Origin of the sequence: Nonomuraea sp. NPDC049480 (assembly GCF_044465905.1) — a bacterium.
GTDB lineage: Bacteria > Actinomycetota > Actinomycetes > Streptosporangiales > Streptosporangiaceae > Nonomuraea.
The window spans coordinates 1-16,774 of the sequence record NZ_JBITMD010000024.1 but is presented as its reverse complement, the minus strand read 5'-3'; the positions used below and the strand labels follow the sequence as shown (position 1 = coordinate 16,774).

Annotated in this window: 14 protein-coding genes; 3 read left to right on the top strand and 11 right to left on the bottom strand. The window is 73.0% G+C overall.

What is annotated here, in order from left to right; translation table 11 throughout:
• Nucleotides 1-81 precede the first annotated feature (81 nt).
• The 10 genes from ACIBX3_RS45670 to ACIBX3_RS45625 all read right to left on the bottom strand — a co-directional run bounded on the left by ACIBX3_RS45670 (nucleotide 82) and on the right by ACIBX3_RS45625 (nucleotide 11,571).
• Nucleotides 82-852 carry an SDR family NAD(P)-dependent oxidoreductase gene (locus tag ACIBX3_RS45670; RefSeq protein WP_397126920.1) on the bottom strand — a complete coding sequence of 257 codons (771 nt, stop codon included), beginning with the start codon at nucleotides 850-852 and terminating at the stop codon, nucleotides 82-84.
• Nucleotides 849-1,799, bottom strand: coding sequence for a hypothetical protein (locus ACIBX3_RS45665; RefSeq protein ID WP_397126919.1), 951 nt, complete (start codon nucleotides 1,797-1,799; stop codon nucleotides 849-851). The genes ACIBX3_RS45670 and ACIBX3_RS45665 overlap by 4 nt, the downstream gene beginning before the upstream one ends.
• A complete protein-coding gene (locus tag ACIBX3_RS45660) occupies nucleotides 1,796-4,219 on the bottom strand; it encodes an AAA family ATPase (RefSeq protein WP_397126917.1) in 2,424 nt (807 codons plus the stop codon). The genes ACIBX3_RS45665 and ACIBX3_RS45660 overlap by 4 nt, the downstream gene beginning before the upstream one ends.
• Entirely contained in the window at nucleotides 4,219-5,358 is a 1,140-nt protein-coding gene (locus ACIBX3_RS45655; RefSeq protein ID WP_397126916.1) for an exonuclease SbcCD subunit D, read from the bottom strand. Before ACIBX3_RS45655 ends, ACIBX3_RS45660 begins: the two co-directional genes overlap by 1 nt.
• Before the next feature lie 14 nt (nucleotides 5,359-5,372).
• Nucleotides 5,373-7,127 carry an ATP-binding protein gene (locus ACIBX3_RS45650; protein ID WP_397126915.1) on the bottom strand — a complete coding sequence of 585 codons (1,755 nt, stop codon included), beginning with the start codon at nucleotides 7,125-7,127 and terminating at the stop codon, nucleotides 5,373-5,375.
• Between the two features lie 77 nt (nucleotides 7,128-7,204).
• Nucleotides 7,205-8,167 carry a hypothetical protein gene (locus ACIBX3_RS45645; protein ID WP_397126914.1) on the bottom strand — a complete coding sequence of 321 codons (963 nt, stop codon included), beginning with the start codon at nucleotides 8,165-8,167 and terminating at the stop codon, nucleotides 7,205-7,207.
• 5 nt (nucleotides 8,168-8,172) lie between these two features.
• The gene (locus ACIBX3_RS45640) at nucleotides 8,173-9,303 is read right to left on the bottom strand and encodes an ROK family transcriptional regulator (protein ID WP_397126913.1); all 1,131 of its coding nucleotides are present in this window, start codon (nucleotides 9,301-9,303) and stop codon (nucleotides 8,173-8,175) included.
• Nucleotides 9,304-9,377: 74 nt separating this feature from the next.
• The gene (locus tag ACIBX3_RS45635; protein WP_397126912.1) at nucleotides 9,378-10,217 is read right to left on the bottom strand and encodes an SDR family oxidoreductase; all 840 of its coding nucleotides are present in this window, start codon (nucleotides 10,215-10,217) and stop codon (nucleotides 9,378-9,380) included.
• Nucleotides 10,218-10,247: 30 nt separating this feature from the next.
• Nucleotides 10,248-10,910 carry a response regulator gene (locus ACIBX3_RS45630; protein ID WP_397126911.1) on the bottom strand — a complete coding sequence of 221 codons (663 nt, stop codon included), beginning with the start codon at nucleotides 10,908-10,910 and terminating at the stop codon, nucleotides 10,248-10,250.
• A gap of 22 nt (nucleotides 10,911-10,932) precedes the next feature.
• Complete coding sequence (locus ACIBX3_RS45625; RefSeq protein ID WP_397127105.1) at nucleotides 10,933-11,571, bottom strand: sensor histidine kinase; 639 nt, start codon at nucleotides 11,569-11,571, stop codon at nucleotides 10,933-10,935.
• 12 nt (nucleotides 11,572-11,583) lie between these two features.
• Between ACIBX3_RS45625 and ACIBX3_RS45620 the strand changes: the two genes are divergently transcribed.
• The 3 genes from ACIBX3_RS45620 (at nucleotide 11,584) to ACIBX3_RS45610 (ending at nucleotide 14,970) form a co-directional block, all read left to right on the top strand.
• Nucleotides 11,584-12,153 (top strand): ABC transporter permease, encoded by a 570-nt coding sequence (locus ACIBX3_RS45620; protein WP_397126910.1) that lies wholly within the window; start codon nucleotides 11,584-11,586, stop codon nucleotides 12,151-12,153.
• 37 nt (nucleotides 12,154-12,190) lie between these two features.
• A complete protein-coding gene (locus ACIBX3_RS45615; protein ID WP_397126909.1) occupies nucleotides 12,191-13,783 on the top strand; it encodes an SMI1/KNR4 family protein in 1,593 nt (530 codons plus the stop codon).
• Between the two features lie 65 nt (nucleotides 13,784-13,848).
• Nucleotides 13,849-14,970: a phosphotransferase family protein gene (locus ACIBX3_RS45610; protein WP_397126908.1), complete on the top strand. Its 1,122-nt coding sequence runs from the start codon at nucleotides 13,849-13,851 to the stop codon at nucleotides 14,968-14,970.
• 143 nt (nucleotides 14,971-15,113) lie between these two features.
• On the opposite strand, the gene ACIBX3_RS45605 is transcribed toward ACIBX3_RS45610, so the two are convergent.
• Nucleotides 15,114-16,601, bottom strand: coding sequence for an AAA family ATPase (locus ACIBX3_RS45605; RefSeq protein ID WP_397126907.1), 1,488 nt, complete (start codon nucleotides 16,599-16,601; stop codon nucleotides 15,114-15,116).
• Nucleotides 16,602-16,774: the final 173 nt, after the last annotated feature.

Sequence of the window (16,774 nt, the reverse complement as noted above, 5' to 3'; positions counted from 1 at the left end):
TCCTTGGGGAACGAGACGCATGATCAGGCCAAAGATAGACGAACCGGACTGATCACGTACCTGTTATGTCACAGGATGAGACTAAAGTGCGTGGCCGCCGGCGACCTGGATGACCTGTCCGGTGATCCAGCGCGCCTGGTGGGAGGCGAGGAAGACCACGGCGTCGGCGATATCGGCGGGCTCCCCCACCCGCCCCATCGGCACGATCGACGTCGCGTGGGCGACGAGATCCTCCGTCATCCAGCCGGTCTGTACGGGGCCCGGCGCGATGGCATTCACCCGGATGCCCCGCGGCGCCAGATCCAGAGCGGTGGCCCGGGTCAGGGCCTCCAGGGCAGCCTTCGACGTGCCGTACCCGATCTGGCCGGGGAACGCGCGGGCCGAGTCGGTCGAGACGTTCACGACGCACAGCGGGGTGCCGCCCGAGCGGGCGACCTCGGCGGTGAGCAGCGCGGGGGCGATGGCGTTGACCCGATAGTGCCGCTCCAGCGAGCCGGGCGTCAGTGTGTCGACCGTGTCCGGGGACTCGCAGTGGGCGGCGTTGTTGACCAGCACGTTGATCGGCCCCAGCCGCTCGGTGACGGCATGCACGAGGCGGCGGGGACCGTCCGGCTCGGACAGGTCCGCGCTGATCGCGACGGAGCCGAGCTCTTCGGCCAGCTTCCCGGCGGCGTTGGAGACCGGGGTGAGGTGCTCCCATTCGACGCCGTCGGGCGGCGGGGGATCCTGCGCGAGGTGGTGGATCGCCACGCGTGCCCCCTCGGCGGCGAACGCGCGGGAGATGGCGGCGCCGATGCCGCCCGCACCTCCGGTGACCAGCACGTTCTTCCCCGACAGCCGGGTGTCGATCACGACTCGCCCCCGGCGGCGGTGCGGAGCGCGCGATAGAGGAGGCGGGCGTCGCCCAGGTGGTGGCGCAGGAGCTTTTCCAGGCCGCCGATCGGGACGAGGTTCTGCGGGGCGCGCGGGTCCTTGTAGTCCACTCCGGCCAGCGGCGGCAGGGCCAGGGTCACCGAATCGGCCAGCCGTACGACCTGGGCCGGGTCCAGCTCGGCGCCGGCCTCGCAGCGCGCCACGCCCGCCCACGGGGCCGACGACTGGACCGGGAGCCGGACGTACCAGGCGTGCCGTCGCCAGCTCGTGCCCATGAGGAACACCGGCGTGCGCTGCCCGGGCGTGAGTGCGGCGACCACGGCGGCCTGCGGCGGCGGCAGGTACGCGGTGTGGTGGGTCTTGATGTAGCCGACCGTGTGCGGCAGGTGGGAGCGCCCCCGCAGCGGCCCGTCCACGAGCAGCAGGTCGTCGCTCCTGGTCCGGTGCCGCACCGCCAGGTCCACCTCCAGCTGGGTGACCTGCCGCTGCAGCGCCAGGGACAGCTCCTCGAAGCTGGCGTCGGCGGCCTTGCCGGGGTTGTAGGTGGCGTGCGAGGTCTTGACCTCGGGCGCGTGCGGGGAGGCCGAGATCAGCGTCCGGTTGACCTCGATCTCGGCCAGGTCGGCGCCGTCCGGGCCGCAGCGGACGATCCCGGCCGCGTACGAGGCGGCGATCCCGGGGACGGGCATGGGCGCGTCGGGGTCGTGCACCCAGACACGGGCGTCGATCCTGCGCACGCCGTCGGCGACCAGCAGCGTCTCCGGGGCGGAGGCGTCGGGGGCGGGCGTGACGGGCTTCCAGTCGGCGGCCGGCCGCTCGATGTCGAGCACCAGCTCGGCGCTGGTCGCCCCCAGCTCGGAGATCGCCTCGACGGCGAGGGCGGCGGCATAGCCGGGATCCCACGGGTCAACGGTGAATCCCGTCACGAGATGCCGGCCTTCCGCACATGCGAGCCCTTGGCATCGCGTCTGACCTCGAAGCGTACCGGGACCCGCTCGGCCAGCGCGGGAACGTGGGTGACGACGCCGATCATGCGGTCCTGTCCGGCGGCGAGGCGTTCGAGCGTGGTGGCGACGGTGTCGAGCGTGGCGGGGTCCAGGGTGCCGAAGCCCTCGTCGAGGAAGATCGAGTCGAGCCCTCTGGCGACGGCGCCGGACAGGGCCAGCGCCAGGGCGAGCGCGGCCTGGAAGGTCTCGCCGCCGGACAGCGTGCGGGCGCTGCGCCGCATGCCGGCCTCGCCGTAGTCGATGACCTCGATGTCGCCGGTCTTGTCGCTGAGCGCCAGCTCGTACTGGCCCTCGGACAGCTCGCGCAGCGTGTCGGAGGCGGAGGCGACCAGCACGGCGAGGGCCTCGGCGCACAGCCAGCGCTCGAAGGCGTTGGCGCGCAGGCGGAGCGCGAGCTCGTGGGCGACCTTGGCCTCGTGCTCCTTCATCGCGACCTGGTTCTCCAGGTCGGCGGCGCGTCTGCGTTCCTCCTTGAGGCGGTCGAGCGCGCCCTCGGCGCGGGCGACGGTCCCGGCGACTGCGGCGCCGAGCTGGTCGGGCGAGGCGTCGCGGGGGGCGGTCACACCGTGCCCGGCCAGACGCTCGGCCAGCCCGCGGCGGTCGGCCGCGAGGCGGGCGGCGGCCTGGGAGAGCTGCTCCTCGCGCTCGGCCAGCGCGGCGCGGGCGGCCTGCGCGGCCCGGTCGCGCCAGCCGAGCAGCTCGCTCCAGGCACGGTGCAGGTCGTCGCGTACGAGGGGCGGCGGCGGGTCGTCCTGGGCGCCGGAGACGAGCAGGCGGTCGCGGGCGGCCTCCAGCGTGCGCCAGGCGGACTCGGCCTGCCGCTCGACCTGCTCGGCCTCACCCCGTGCCCGGTCCAGCTTGGCGCGGGCGGCGCGGACCGCGTTGCGTGCCTGGGCGGCCAGCTGATCGGCCTTGGCGATGGCGGCCAGCCGGGCTTCGAGCTCGGCCCGGTCACCGGGAGCGGGCAGCGCGGCCAGCTCGGACTCCAGCCCGGCCGCCTGCCTGGCCAGCATCGACGCCGACGTCTCGGCCTTGGCGCAGGCGGATCTGGCGCGCTGGGCCCGCTCGCGGGCGCCCGCGAGGACGCGGTCGGCGGTGCGCATGTCGGCGGGCGGCTCGTGGCGGGGCAGCTCGGTGATCGGGTGGCGGCAGACCGGGCACGACTCGCCCACGGCCAGCCGGTTGACCAGGTGCGCGGCGGCGTGGGCGTCGCGCAGGCGCTCCCGCCCGCGCTCCGCCGCGTCGAGCGCCTGCTCGGCCGTGGCCAGCTCGGCGGCCAGGCCCTCAAGCGACTTGGCCGCCGTGGCGGCCTCGGCGCGGACGCGGGCGGCGTCGGCGGCCATCCGTTCGCGGGCGTCGAGCGCGGCCAGGGCGGCCCGGGGCGCGCCGCGGTCGCCGAGCGCGGCCAGCGCCTCGTACGCCTCGTGGTCGTCGGCCTCCAGCGCGGCGACCTCGTCCGTCAGTGTCTGAACCGACTCGGCGGCGGCGCGGCGGGCCGAGGCCAGGGTCGGGACGGCGGCGGGCATGCGCAGCTGCGCCAGCACCGACTGGCGTTCGGCGACCAGGGCCCGCTCCTGCTCGGCGCGGCGGATGTCGGCCTCGCGGGCGCGCAGGAGGTCCAGGTCGGCGCCGATGGTCTCGGCCAGCCGCCGCAGCGCGGCCAGCCGCTCGGCCAGCTCCCGTTCGGCCTCCTCCGTCGCGCCGGAGAGCTTGGCGAGCTGGTCGCGGGCGAAGGAGGCGGACTGCTTGGCGGTCTCCTCCTCGCGGGCGGCGCGCTGCCTGATCCGCTCGTACACGTCGGCGTCGAGCAGTTGCACCAGCAGGTCCTGCCGCTCGCGGGGCGCGGCGTGCAGGAACTCGGCGAAGCGGCCCTGCGGCAGCACCACGCACTGGGTGAAGAACCGGTATTCGAGACCGGTCACCTGCTGGGCCTCGGGGGTGACGTTCTCGCCCTCGGCCAGTGGCTTGACGACCGCGTCGAACGCCCCCGCGAGCGGGCCCGCCGGGTCCAGCTCGTCGAGCCTGGCCTCCTTGGTCCGCACCGCGCCCTTGGCGTCGCGCACCATCGCGCGGACCACGCCGTAGCGCCGCCCGTCGCTCTCGAACACCATCGCCACCTTGCCGGCGCTGACGGAGGGCGCCAGGGCGTGGGCGACGGCGCCTTCCCTGCCCCAGCGCGGCACCGTGCCGTACAGGGCGAAGCAGATCGCGTCGATGATCGTGCTCTTGCCCGCGCCGGTCGGGCCCACGAGCGCGAAGTACTCGGTGTCGGAGAAGTCCACGGTCACCGGCTCGCGGAAGCTGCCGAAGTGGTCCAGATGCAGCAGCAGGGGACGCATCAGCCGGTCACCTCGTCGTAGAGCCGGTCGAACAGGGTGGCCACCTGGTCGTCGTGGCGTCCGGTGGCGGCGAGGTAGTCGCGGAACAGCTCGCGCGGGCTGCGGTCGGCAGAGCTGGCCCGCCGCGTGGCGGGCACCGGCCGGAACTTCTCGTCCAGCATGACGTCGACGGCGCCGGACAGCAGCTCGCGCACGTCGTCGGCCAGGCCGACGCGGGGTTTCTCCTCGACGATCACCTTGAGCCAGTCGTCGCCGGGCTCGATGGACTCCAACTGCTCCAGCGTGCCGCGTACGGTGCGCAGCCGGCGGGCCGAGGAGAACGTCAGCTCCCGCACCACGGCGGGCCGTCCAGGGGAGACCTCGACGAGCAGCGCGCCCGGCGTGTTGCCCTCCTCGCCGAAGTCGACGGCGAGGGGCGAGCCGCTGTACCAGATAGGGCAGGGGCCGGGGATCTGCTGGCGGCGGTGCAGGTGGCCGAGCGCGGCGTACTGGGTGGCGGGCGGGAAGGCGGTCGGCTCGAAGTAGTAGGAGAAGATCGACTGGGCCTCCCGCTCGCCGCCGCCGAACGCCCCGCCGGGCAGGGTGCCGTGGGTGGTGATGAGGTTGACGGTGTCGCCGTGGAAGCCGGCGGTCAGGGCGCTGATCAGCTCGCCGATGCGGGAGGCGTAGTCGCGGTTGTGGTCGGCGGCGGTGCCGCTGAGGACCTCGGCGGCGCGCACGACGTACCGGTGCGACAGGAACGGCAGCACGCCCAGGCGTACCGGCTCGCCCGACCGCGCGGTGAAGGCCAGCGTGCCGCCCGCGTCGGGGCGGCGGAAGGCGCCGATCACGTGCAGGCCGAGCTTGCCCAGCACCGGCCGGTAGACCTCCAGCAACTGCGGGTTGTCGTGGTTGCCGGCCAGCACGATCACGTCCCGGCCGTCGCCGCGCAGCGCCATGAGCGCGTTGAGCACCAGCGACTGGGCCTCGGGCGTGGGCGCGGAGGTGTCGAAGAGATCGCCGGCCACGATGACGGCGTCCACGTCGTGGGTGCGGGCGGCGGCGATCAGCTCGCGCAGCACGTCCCGGTGCTCGTCGAGGCGGGGGCGGCCCTTGAGCACCTTGCCCACGTGCCAGTCCGCGGTGTGCAGGATCTTCACGAAACCACCTGTGGTCAGAAGGGCGGGATGTCGTCTTCGATGCCGGGCAGGCCCTTGAACGGGTCTTGAGAGACCTTGGCCGGCGTGGCCGCCTCGGCGGGCCGGGTGGCCCACGCCGGGAAGGGGAAGGCCACGGCCAGCGGGACCGGGATCTCGGGCTGGGCCACGAACATGGTGCCCGGCTTGGCGATCGTGGCGCGTTCCCTGACGGCGGGAGGCAGCCAGCCGTACTCCGACCGAGCGGCCTCGGCGGGGTCCAGGCGGCCGGCGACGCGTACGGCGCTGTTGGAGACGATGCGGCGCTCCACTTCCGAGGCGGTCTGCTGGGCGCCGATGAGGATGACGCCGAGCGAGCGGCCCCGCTCGGCGACGTCCAGCAGGATCTCCTTGATCGGGGAGTCGCCCTCGCGCGGGGCGTACTTGTTGAGCTCGTCCAGCACCACGAACAGCAGCGGCCGGGCCGTGCCCGAGGACTCCTTGCGGTGGAACTCGCCGCGCAGCACCACGCCCACCACGAACCGCTGCGCCCGCTCCGGCAGGTTGTGCAGGTCCACGATCGAGACCTGCGCGTCGGAGGTCCGCACCGAGTGGGCGCGGTAGAAGGGCAGGTCGCCCCGGACGATCGGGGACAGCGGGCGGACGGCGCTGCGGAGGCGGCGCAGGAAGGCGTTGACGGTGCCGAGCGGGGTCTGCGCGCCGGTCCATTCCTTGCGGCTGTCCTCCTCCTGGAGCTGGTCGGAGAGCATCTCGACGAGGTCGGAGAACGTCCGGCAGGTGGTGCCCTGCACCCTGATCGCGCCGCCGTCGCCCACCGGCTCGGCCCACGCCTTCAGCCGGGCGGCGACCTGGCCGACCAGCAGCGAGTATCCGGCCCGCTCGTCGTCGGCGTCGGCGAAGACGAACCGCAGCAGCTCCTCCTCGCAGAACTCGACCAGCGTCCAGTAGAACGAGCTCACCCCCTGGGTGCGGGCGGAGACGTGGGGCACGCCGTTGGGGTCGTTCGGCCGGGGCGGGGCGAAGACGTGGACGCTGTCGAACGCCCGCGCGGGCAGCCCGAGCCGGGCGTAGACGCCGCGGGCCTTCTCGTCCAGCCGGACGTTGTCGTGGTCGAGGAAGAGCAGGTCCTCGCCCTTGACGGAGAAGATCAACGCCTTGGTGTTGGCCGACTCAGCGTCCAGAACCCCCGAGTTGAAGATCGAGTAGAGGAGGAAGGTGGCGAAGGAGGTCTTGGTGGCCACGCCGGACACGCCGGAGATCGACACGTGGGCGCCGCGGGTGCCGTCGAGGAAGTCGAAGTTGACGTAGAGCGGCTGGCCGTCGCGGCCCATGCCCATCGGGATGCGCCGGTCCATGACGTCGAAGTAGAGCGCCTGGTCGCGGTCGCCCGCGCCGGCGAGATAGACCTTGGCGCCGGGCAACGGCGGCACGAAGACCTCCGGCTCGATCCTGGTCACCCGCACCTCGGCCACCTCGACCACGGCCGCGGGCAGCGCGCCGTCGGCGATCAGGAACACGTCCGAGTCGTACGCGGCACCCTCGTGCCTGGCCTCCACGGTCGTCACCACGCCGGCCATCAGCACGGGGCCGTATCCGGGCACCTCCCGCCTGGTCACCACCACGTCGTCGAGCTGGAGGACCTTGCCCTGCTCCAGGCCGACCCAGAACGACATCGGCGACGCCGCCTGCGTGCCGAGAACCCGTCCCACCGCCTCACCCGACGCGGGAGTCGCGGCCGTCGCCTCGCGGCTCGCCGCTCCGTTGACCGTCACTGATCCCTCCGCCCCCATGAATGCCTTCTATGGAGCGTAGTGGGGTGCGGCGACAAAGAGTCCGGCTCGTTCGGTTCTCATTCGACGGGAACGCGCAGGACGCGCAGCTCGTGCGCGCCGTCCTGGCGGGTCATCTCGTAGTAGAGCCACCAGTGCCCGTCGAGGATCAGCGCGTCGAGGTAGCGTACGGAGCCGCTGCCGTACGGGGAGGTCACCCACGGCCCGTACTCTGACAGCCGCCGCCAGCCGAACAGGTCGGAGGAGACGGCGATGCCGCAACGTTCCTCGTAGTTCTCCGCGTGCGTGGCCGAGCCGTCGTAGAAGCCCACGTATCCCCCGCCGGGGACGGGCACGACGCTGTTCAGCCTGGCCTGGTAACGGTCCCACCCCTTGCCGACCGGGAGGACGGCGCCGCGCCAGGTGAACGACTCGCCGTCGAGGCTGGTGGCCAGCCCGGTGGGGTGCGTGGTGGCGCCGACGTTGTAGATGTCGCCGGTGGCATGGGCGTCGGGGTCGGGGCTCTCCAGCGGCTCGGCGTAGCTGGCGAACAGGTACGTCACCGGCCCCGCACACAGCACGTACGGATCCTTCACGCCCTCCGTGCCGGTCGAGGCCGCGGTGAGGACCGGCCGGGCCCTGGTGACGTCGAACGCGGACGGGTGCTCGGCGGTCAGCGCGTCGATGCGCCACCGGTTGTCGGCCGGGTCCACGTACGACAGGTAGAGCCGGAACCCGCCGCCGTCGGCCGGCATCAGGCAGAAGCGCTCCATCGAGGGCGTGCTCAGCTCGTCCTTGTGCACCGACCACACGTCGGAGAAGTCCACGCCGTCATCGCTGACCGCGACCGCGCACTGCCAGCCTCGCTCCGACGCGGCGCCCCTGGGCCGGCGCCGCCGGTAGGTCAGCCAGAACCGCTCACCATCGTGCAGCACGCCGGCGGCACCCGCCCAGTAGCCCTCCTGGTCCTTCTCGGGTTCGAGCACCACCGAGCCCGCCAGCGGATCGAACGCGGCCAGCGGAGCGTGAACACGATTAACCACAATCCCTACCTTTCATACAAGAAACTATCCAAGGCGACGGCGGCCCCGCCCACCACCCCGGCGTCGCCGCCGAGCGTTGGTCGTTCCACCCGTACCACGTCTCTGAGCACGGGGAACGCCTTGGCGCGCAGTGCGGCGCGCACTCGGTCGAACACCGGCTCCGGCGCCTGCCTGAAGATCCCGCCCAGCAGGATCAGCTCCGGGTTTAGCAGGTTGACCGCGCTGGCCAGCCCGGTGGTCAGGTGGTCCACCAGGTCGTCCAGTGCGCCGTCCGGCAGCTCCGCGAGCGGGTTGTCCGAGCGGCGGCCGAGCTGCTCGGTGACGTACGGCTCCGAGACCACGGTCTCCAGGCAGCCGGTCGCCCCGCACGCGCACCGGCGGCCCTTCTCAAGCACGCGCAGGTGGCCCAGCTCGGTGACCCCGTGGGCGCCAGGCCGGAACGGGAGGCCGCCGATCACCAGGCCGGCGCCGACGCCCGTGCGGACGTACACGTAGAGGAGGGGGTCCGCGCCGTCCGTGTCCCCGTAGCGGCTCTCGGCCAGCGCCATGGAGCGTACGTTGTGGTCGACGACGGCCGGGACGTCCAGCGCGGATTCCAGCAGGTCGGCGAAGGGCACGTCCCGCCAGCCCAGGTTGACCGACAGGATGTTGCGGCGGTGGGCGGGATCCACCGGCCCGGGGGCGGCGACGCCGACGCCGAGCAGGCGGTCCGCGGGCACATCCGCCATGAGCCCGGACGCGGCCTCGGCGATCCGCGCCACGACCCGCTCGGGGCGTTCGCCGGTGAGGTCGAAGGCGAACGATGTGCTCGACCGGACCTGGGCCCTGAGGTCGCACAACCCCATGCGCACCGTGCCGGCGCCGACCTGGACGCCGATCACGTGGTGGGCGTCCGCGCGGATCCGGATGCCGGTCGACGGGCGGCCGACCCGCCGGCCGCCGCCCTCCACGCCGCCCTCGGCGACCAGGCCCTCGTCGAGGAGCTGGCCCACGACCTTCGTCATCGTGGTGGCCGACAGACCGAGCCGCCGCGCCAGGTCGGCGCGCGGCTGCGGGCCGTCGTCCCGCAGACTCCGCAGCACGAGGCGGCGGTGATGCCGTCGTACGTCCTGAACGGGCGAATATCTCTGGTCCACGAGCGCCCCCTAATTAACTACCGTTGAGGAAATAACTCCGTGAAACGGCACTGGTCGGACAAAGCACGCCCCGCTCACCGCATCCTGGCGAGCAGCTCCTCGAAGGTGGTCGCCGGGCGCCCGGTGAGGGCGGGGACGGCGTCGCTCACGCCCTCCAGCTCTCCGGCGGCGATCGCGAGGTAGGTCGACACCCACGCATCGACCTGCCACTCCGGCGCGCCGTAGACCTGGCGGGAGGCGTACGCCTCCTCGACGGTCTCGGGATGGTAGGCGAACGTCCGCCCGGTCGCCTCGCTCAGCGTGGCGGCGACCTCGTCCAGCGTCAGCGCCCGCGGGCCGGTGAGATCGTAGGTCGCGCCCTCGTGCGCGGCCGGGTCGAGCAGCACCTCCGTGGCCGCGTCGGCGATGTCGTCCTGGGCCACGGCCGCCACCCTGCCCTGACCGGCCGGGCCGCGGATCACGCCGTCGTCTCCGGCCATGCTGGGCAGGAAGTCGGCGTACAGGTTGTCACGCAGGAAGGTGAAGGGCAGGCCGCTGTCGCGGATGTGCTGCTCGGTAGCCCAATGATCGCGTGCCAGCGTGAACGTGGCCGACGGTGACGCCCCGTAGAAGGAGATGTAGACCAGGTGTGTGACGGCGGCGTCGCGGGCGGCGTCGACGAAGGCGCGGTGCCGGTCGAGCCGGTCGGCGCTCTCGGACGCCGACACGAACAGCACGGTCGTCGCCCCGTCGAGCGCCCGCCGCGTCGCCTCGGGGTCACCGTAGTCGGCGCTCACCACGGTCGCGCGGTCGAGCGGCGGGACGCGGCCGGCGTCTCGGGAGACGAGCCGCTGTTCGACGCCGGCTGCCGCCAGCCGCGCGGCGATCCGGCCGCCGAGCCGGCCCGTGGCGCCGGTGGTCACGATGAAGGCCATGACTGACAGCCTAAGGGTGAGCCTCGCCCGTCACGGATCGCCCTCGCCCGCTCGGACGAGGCCGGTCTCGTACGCGACGACGACGGCTTGGGCACGATCGCGCAGGCCGAGCTTGGCGAAGATCCGGGCGACGTGGGTCTTCACCGTGGTCTCGCCGAGGCTCAGCACACCGGCCAGCTCGGCGTTGGACAGGCCGCGCCCCATCAGCGTCAGCACCTCGGCCTCGCGCGGCGTCAGGCTGGCGAGGCCGGCGTGCGCGGCCGTGACGGGACCGCCGGAGCGGTCGGCGGCGGCGAAGCGCTCCACCAGCCGCCGGGTGATCGACGGCGCGAGCAGGGCGTCCCCGGTGCCGACCAGCCGCACGGAGGCGGCCAGGTGCTCGGGCGTGACGTCCTTCAGCAGGAAGCCGCTGGCGCCCAGAGCCAGCGCGGCGTAGACGTAGCGGTCGAGGTCGAAGGTGGTCAGCATGAGGACCCGGCAGTGCGGGTCCTGCGCCAGGACCCGACGGGCCGCTTCCAGGCCGTCCATGGCGGGCATGCGGATGTCCATGAGCACGACGTCGGGGCGCAGCCGGCGCGCCGCCGCCACCGCCTCGGCTCCGTCGGCGGCCTCGCCGACCACGTCGATGCCGCGTGTGGTGAGGATCAGCCGGAAGCCGCTGCGGATCAGGGCCTGGTCGTCGGCGATCAGCACGCGGGGGACGACGGCTCCGTGGTCATGGGCGCTCCAGCGGGATGCGGGCACGCCCCCGGTAGCCGCCGCCGAGGCGGCGGCGGGCGTCCAGGTCCCCGCCGTAGAGCGCGACTCGTTCCCGCAGCCCCAGCAGTCCGCGCCCCGCCCCGCCATCACGTCCGGCGCCCTCCACACTGTCGCGCCCGGCCCCCGGCTCGCCGGCGGCCGAGGGCGCGCGCAGGCCGCCGGCGCCGGTCAGCACACTCGGGCCGGTGTTCAGCACCTCCACCCGCAGATTGTGCTCGGCGTAGCGGATCATCACCTCGGCCTTCGCCCCGGACGCCGCGTGCTTGAGCGCGTTGGTCAGCGCCTCCTGCACGATCCGGTACGCGGTCGCGTCCACGCCCGGCGGCAGCGGCCGCGGCTCCCCCGAGACGCGTACCTCGGCGGGCAGTCCGGCGAAGGCGAATCGGTCGATCAACGTGCTGAGCCGAGCCAGCCCCGGTGACGGATCGGCGGGCGCGTCGTCGTCACCGTCGGGAGACGGTGCGAGCAGGCCCAGCAGGTGCCGCAGCTCGGTCATCGCGGAGCGGCCCGCGCCCTCCACGGCTTGGAGCGCCGCCTCGGCCTCGCCCGGCATGGAGGCCAGCACCTCGCGTGCGGCACTGGCCTGGACCACCATGAGGCTCACGTTGTGGCTGACGATGTCGTGCAGCTCCCTGGCGATTCTCGCCCGCTCGGCGTCGACCGCGGCCCTGGCTGCGTGGACGCGTACAACGCCGCGGTCAAGGCGGCCGACCCGGGCCTGTATCCGGCCCCGAAGTCGCAGGTCGACACCAACAGCGTGGCGATCATCAGCGCGACGTCGATCTTCACCCTGCTGCTCGGCGCGGTGGCGACGCTGGGCGTGTTCAACACCGTGGTGCTCAACACCCGGGAACGCCGCCGCGATCTGGGCGTGCTCAAGTCGATCGGGATGACCCCGCGCCAGGTGACCATGATGGTGGTGACCTCCATGGCGGCCCTGGGCGCGGCCGGGGGCCTGCTGGGCGTCCCCTTCGGGGTGGCCGCGCACCGGCTGGTCGTCGATGCCATGTGCGCCGCCGCGGGCCTCACGACGCCGGACTTCATGCTCGACGTGTGGCGGGCCGGAGGGCTGGCCGCGCTCGTGCCGGCCGGGGTGGCGATCGCGATGCTCGGCGCGTTCCTCCCTGCCCGCTCGGCGGCCAGGCTGACGATCGCCGAGACGCTTCGTACCGAGTGATCGTGATTTGTCGGGCCGCTGCCCTAGGGTGCCGCACATGATCGGCTTACGTGGGCGTCGGCCTCTGCTGCTCGGGCTCGTCGCCGTCCTCATGGTGGGCGGCCTGACCGGAAGCACGGCCGGCGGGGTCGAATCCATGATGTGCCGCTTCGTCAACGACTGGATGTCCTGTGGTGATCCCGAGCACAACGCGCGGATGAGAGCCTCGATGCTCACGCCCGCCCAGGCCCGCTCCATCGGCTGCCGGCCGGTCTTCATCGAGGGCGTCGACGTGCAAGAGGAGGACTCCTCCCAGGAGATGCGGTCGTACCCAGAGCCCACCTACCCGGGACGCACTCCCGACCCGGCCATCGCCGCCCGCGTCAACCAGGCATGGGCCCGGATCGAGCAGTGGCTCGGCGCCCACGCCTCTGCCAGCCTGCGCAAGCTGCGGTTCGGGGCCGAGCCGCAGCTCCTCGCCCAATGGGAGTCCATCGAGGGCCGGCGGCTGCCCGACGACCTGTACGCGTCCTACCTGCGCCACGACGGCGCCGACGGCAACCTGGGCGACGGGTTCCAGCTGCCCGGCTCGTACGGGCTGCTCGGTCTCGCCGACCTCGACTACATCAGCTCGGGCAACTGCCGGCGCCTGGTGCTCGGCGGGGACCTGGCGGCGGCCGACCCGGAAAAGGGCCAGTGGCACGGCACCCTGCTGCCGATCGGCGACACCGGGCGCGGGCAGGAGCTCTTCGTCGAGCCGCGGACGGGCCGCGTGGGCGAGGCCGCGTACGACGAGCCGCTCCGGTACGACGGCCCGATGGGCTGGCCGTCCCACGTCGCGATGCTGGAGGCGCTGGCCGGTGCGCTGGAGACGGGCGGCGCGCTGGGTGAGGCGTACCCGACGGTCACCTCCGGCTGCGAGCTTCGCTGGGCGGAGGAGCCCGCGCCCCTGCCCGGCGGATGCGCCGGCGGGCCCAGGCCCACACCGGCCCCCACTCCCGAGCCGACACCCGAGCGGCCGACCGCCGAGGAGATCCGCGCCACCGGCTGCCGCCCCGCCCGCCGCGACCCCGTGCTCCGCAGTCCGCGCTGGACGGTTACGGCCGAGGTCAACGCCACCTGGCGGCGGATCGAACGCTGGCTCGCCCGCCGGGCGCCCAAGACGTACGAACTGCTCCGCCCGCCCGCACGCCCCGCGACGATCGCCAAGATGGAGGCCGCCATGGGGGCCACCTTCCCCGACGACCTGCGGGCCTCGCTGCTGCGGCACGACGGCGTCGGCTCCTGGGGGTTCGGTCCCGCACCGTTCTACGCGCTCATGTCGGCCAAAGCCATCTACCAGGACTGGAAGATGCTGTGCGGTATCGTGCTCGACGAGCCGGAGCTGGGCGGCTTTTGGTGGCACGGGCGGCTGATCCCGTTCGCCGACGCCCACGACGGCGGCAACCTCTTCATCGACCCCGGCACGGGCAAGACCGGCGAGTATTTCCACGAGGACGGGCTGCGCCCCGACGGCGACGCCACCTGGCCCTCTTATCTCGCCCTGCTCAAGGCCACGGCACGGGCGCTGGAGACGGGCAAGCCGATCCGCGGCTGGCGCCCCCGGGTCACCAAGGGAGAGCTGGACTGGGAGCAGGCCGGCAGATCATGAGCGCGGTCCGCGGCCGGATCGTGTCGCCGTTCCGGACTGTGGACTGCAGATCGTAAGCTGCGCGGGTGACCACGGTGGAGATCGGGCGGCCGGCCGAGGTGGAAGCCCTCTTATCCCGTCACCGCCCTTCAGCCGTCACGGTCGTCGGCTGGGAGCCCGTGCCGCCCTGGGCCGTCGTGCGGGCGCGGCTCGACGGCGCCGAGCGGGTGATCGCCAAGTGGACGCGCCCACACGTGGACCAGAGCCGTACCACCGCGTGGCGGGTCCGCACCGAGCTGGCCGCGCTGCGCTTCCTCTCCGACGACCTCGGCCTCGACCTGGCGCCGCGCGCCCTCGCCGCCGACCTGACGAGCGAGTTCATCGTGCTGACGGACCTGGCCCCGCGTACGCCGCTGGACCGGCTGCTGCGCGCGGACGGCGCCGAAGCCCATGCCGATCGCCTGGCCGCCTTCGCCCGCGCCCACGGTGAGCTCCACGCCGCCACCGCAGGCCGGGCCGGGATTTACCACGCGCGCAGGGCCGCTCTCGGCCCGATCGCCCCGGCCGAGGACCGCATCGGGCGCTTCGCCGCGCACCAGGCCGAGGGACGCGGGCAGGCCGCCGTGCTGGGCGCGCCGATCGCGGGCCCGGCCGAGCGCGAGCTGGCCGCCGTCATGGACGAGCTGGGCGAGCCCGGGCCGTTCCTGGCGCTGTGCAACGGCGATCCGGAGGCCAACAACGTGCTCGTGCACGCCTCGGGCTACCCGGACGCCCGGCTGATCGACTTCGAGTTCGCGGCTTACAGCCACGCCCTCCTCGACGCCGCCTGCCTGCACGTCCCCGGACCCGGCTGGCTCTCGGTCCGCGACGACGCCCCCGCCGCCGCGTATCGCCGCGCCCTGGCCCGCGGCGTGCCCGAGGCCGAGGACGACCGGCGTTACGGCTTCGGCCTGGCCGCGGCCTGCTTCTACTACGCGGTCGTCCGGCTGAAACGCCTTCCCGCGCTCGACGCCCGCGCCCCCGGTGAGGACAGCCGACCGCAACTCGTCGCGATCCTGGAGGCCGCCGCCCGTACCGCGGACGCCCATCGTGTCCTTCCGCACCTGGCCGGTTGGGCGCGCCGGGCGGCCGCCCGGGTTCGCCGCCGCTGGCCCGACGCGGACGTGGACCTCGACGCCCTGCCGCCGTACACTCCCCGCCGCCGATGACCTTGTACCAATGGTGGACATTCGTGCCCGCGTCCCGCCCGGCCATCACCCCCATGCCCTCCCCACCGCCGCGCACGGCACCTGGCCGGTCGCCGGTACGCCGTCGCGACGGTCATGCCCAAGCTGTTGCGGCCAGCGCTCCGTCACACACGCAGAACGGTGACACGGCGGCCGGACGGCGTGGCCGCCTGCTCGAAACCGCCTCGTTCCTTCCACGGCGGGGCCTCCGGACGCCGGTCGAAGACCACGAGCACGCCGGTGGGGAGGCTGAGCCGGTCCAGATAGCGGTCGAGCTGGGCGAGGCCGTCACCGAGAGGGTCGGCCTCGCCTGGGCGCCAGACCTTGAGCTCCATCGCCTCCCGCTGCATCAGCCGCTCGCCTTCCGGACCGGTGTAGGGCCAGCGGATCAGCACGTCCAGGCGCTTGGTGCCCGCGGCGTACTCCCGGTCCAGATGGCCTCCGCCGTTCACCAGGCGGTGCAGGAAGGCCATGAGGATGATCTGGCAGGCGGCCTCGTGGTAACCCTCCTGCCGGATCAGCACCTCTCCGTGCTCGCGCCAGAACACGACGAACTCCTTCAGCAGCCGCCCCAGGTCGAAACGGCCGTCCGGCAGCACGAAGCTGCGCGGATCGGCCCGCACGAACCGCTCCGTGCGATCACCCAGCACCCGCAGCAGGACCTCTCGATAGATCGGGTTGGCGATCTCCAGATCCCTGGTCCCACGGATGAGGCCCAGATCGTGGACGTAGGAGACGTCATCGTCAAAGGCGGCGTCCATGCCCGGCGACGTTCCGGCCACGATCGGTCCGATCACCCGTTCCACCCGTGGTTCGTGGAGTCGTGCCACGAGGGCGTCCAGGTGGGTGGCGCGCGCCCGGATCAACCGTTCCTTGGCGTCCTCCACCTGCGCGGCGGTGATGGCGCCGGTCGTCCCCATCTCAAAGATGATCTCGTGGGCGAGGGCGTTGACCAGCCACGGTTGTCCCTGCGTCAGCTCGAAGACCCGATCCACCGCGTCCTTGGCGAACTCCTGGCCGGTCGCCTGCGTGTGCTGGTCGTACAGCTCGGCGATCTGATCGGCGGTGAAGTCGCCCAGGCGCAGCGACTTGGCGATGATGTTGAACGGGCTGGCCGGGTTGGACCGGGCGGGATCGCCGCCCGAGGCGACCTTGTAGTCACGCAGGTTGCGCAATCCGCACAGCACCACCGACGTGGGGAACGGATGGCCTTCATGCCGCGCGTTGTGGCCGTCGCGGAGCTGGCTGAGGATGCTGATCATGCTGTTGCCCTGCAGCGCGTCGATCTCGTCGAAGAACAGCACCAGCCGGCGCGGGCAGCGGCGGCACCACTCGCTCAGCGCCGCACCGAACCGGGTGCCCGGGGGTGACTGCGGCCAGGGATCCGGCGGCAGCAGCTCGTCCGGCCATCCCGACCGTGCGGCGGCCTCGCGGAGGGACTTCAGCAGAATCGACTCCGCGGCGGCGTAGTCGTCGCCGGCCGCCTTGGCGCGCTCGCAGGAGAACAGCAGGGCGGCGATATCGCCCTCGGCAGTGAGCTCGGACGCCAAGGTGCGCAGCGCGGTCGTCTTCCCGGTCTGCCGGGGCGCGTGCAGCACGAAGTAACGATCCATGTCGATGAGTACCCGTGCCTGGGGGAGCCGCGCCGTGGGAGGCAGCATGTAGTGGTGCTGTGGACCGCAGGGGCCAAGGCCACGTAGTTAAGTGGCGGGGTCGGCTGTCAATTCGGGCGTTCGGTCAGTTGGTGGCGTATTTGGCGTCAGGGAGTAGTGCCCGGGGGATGTGC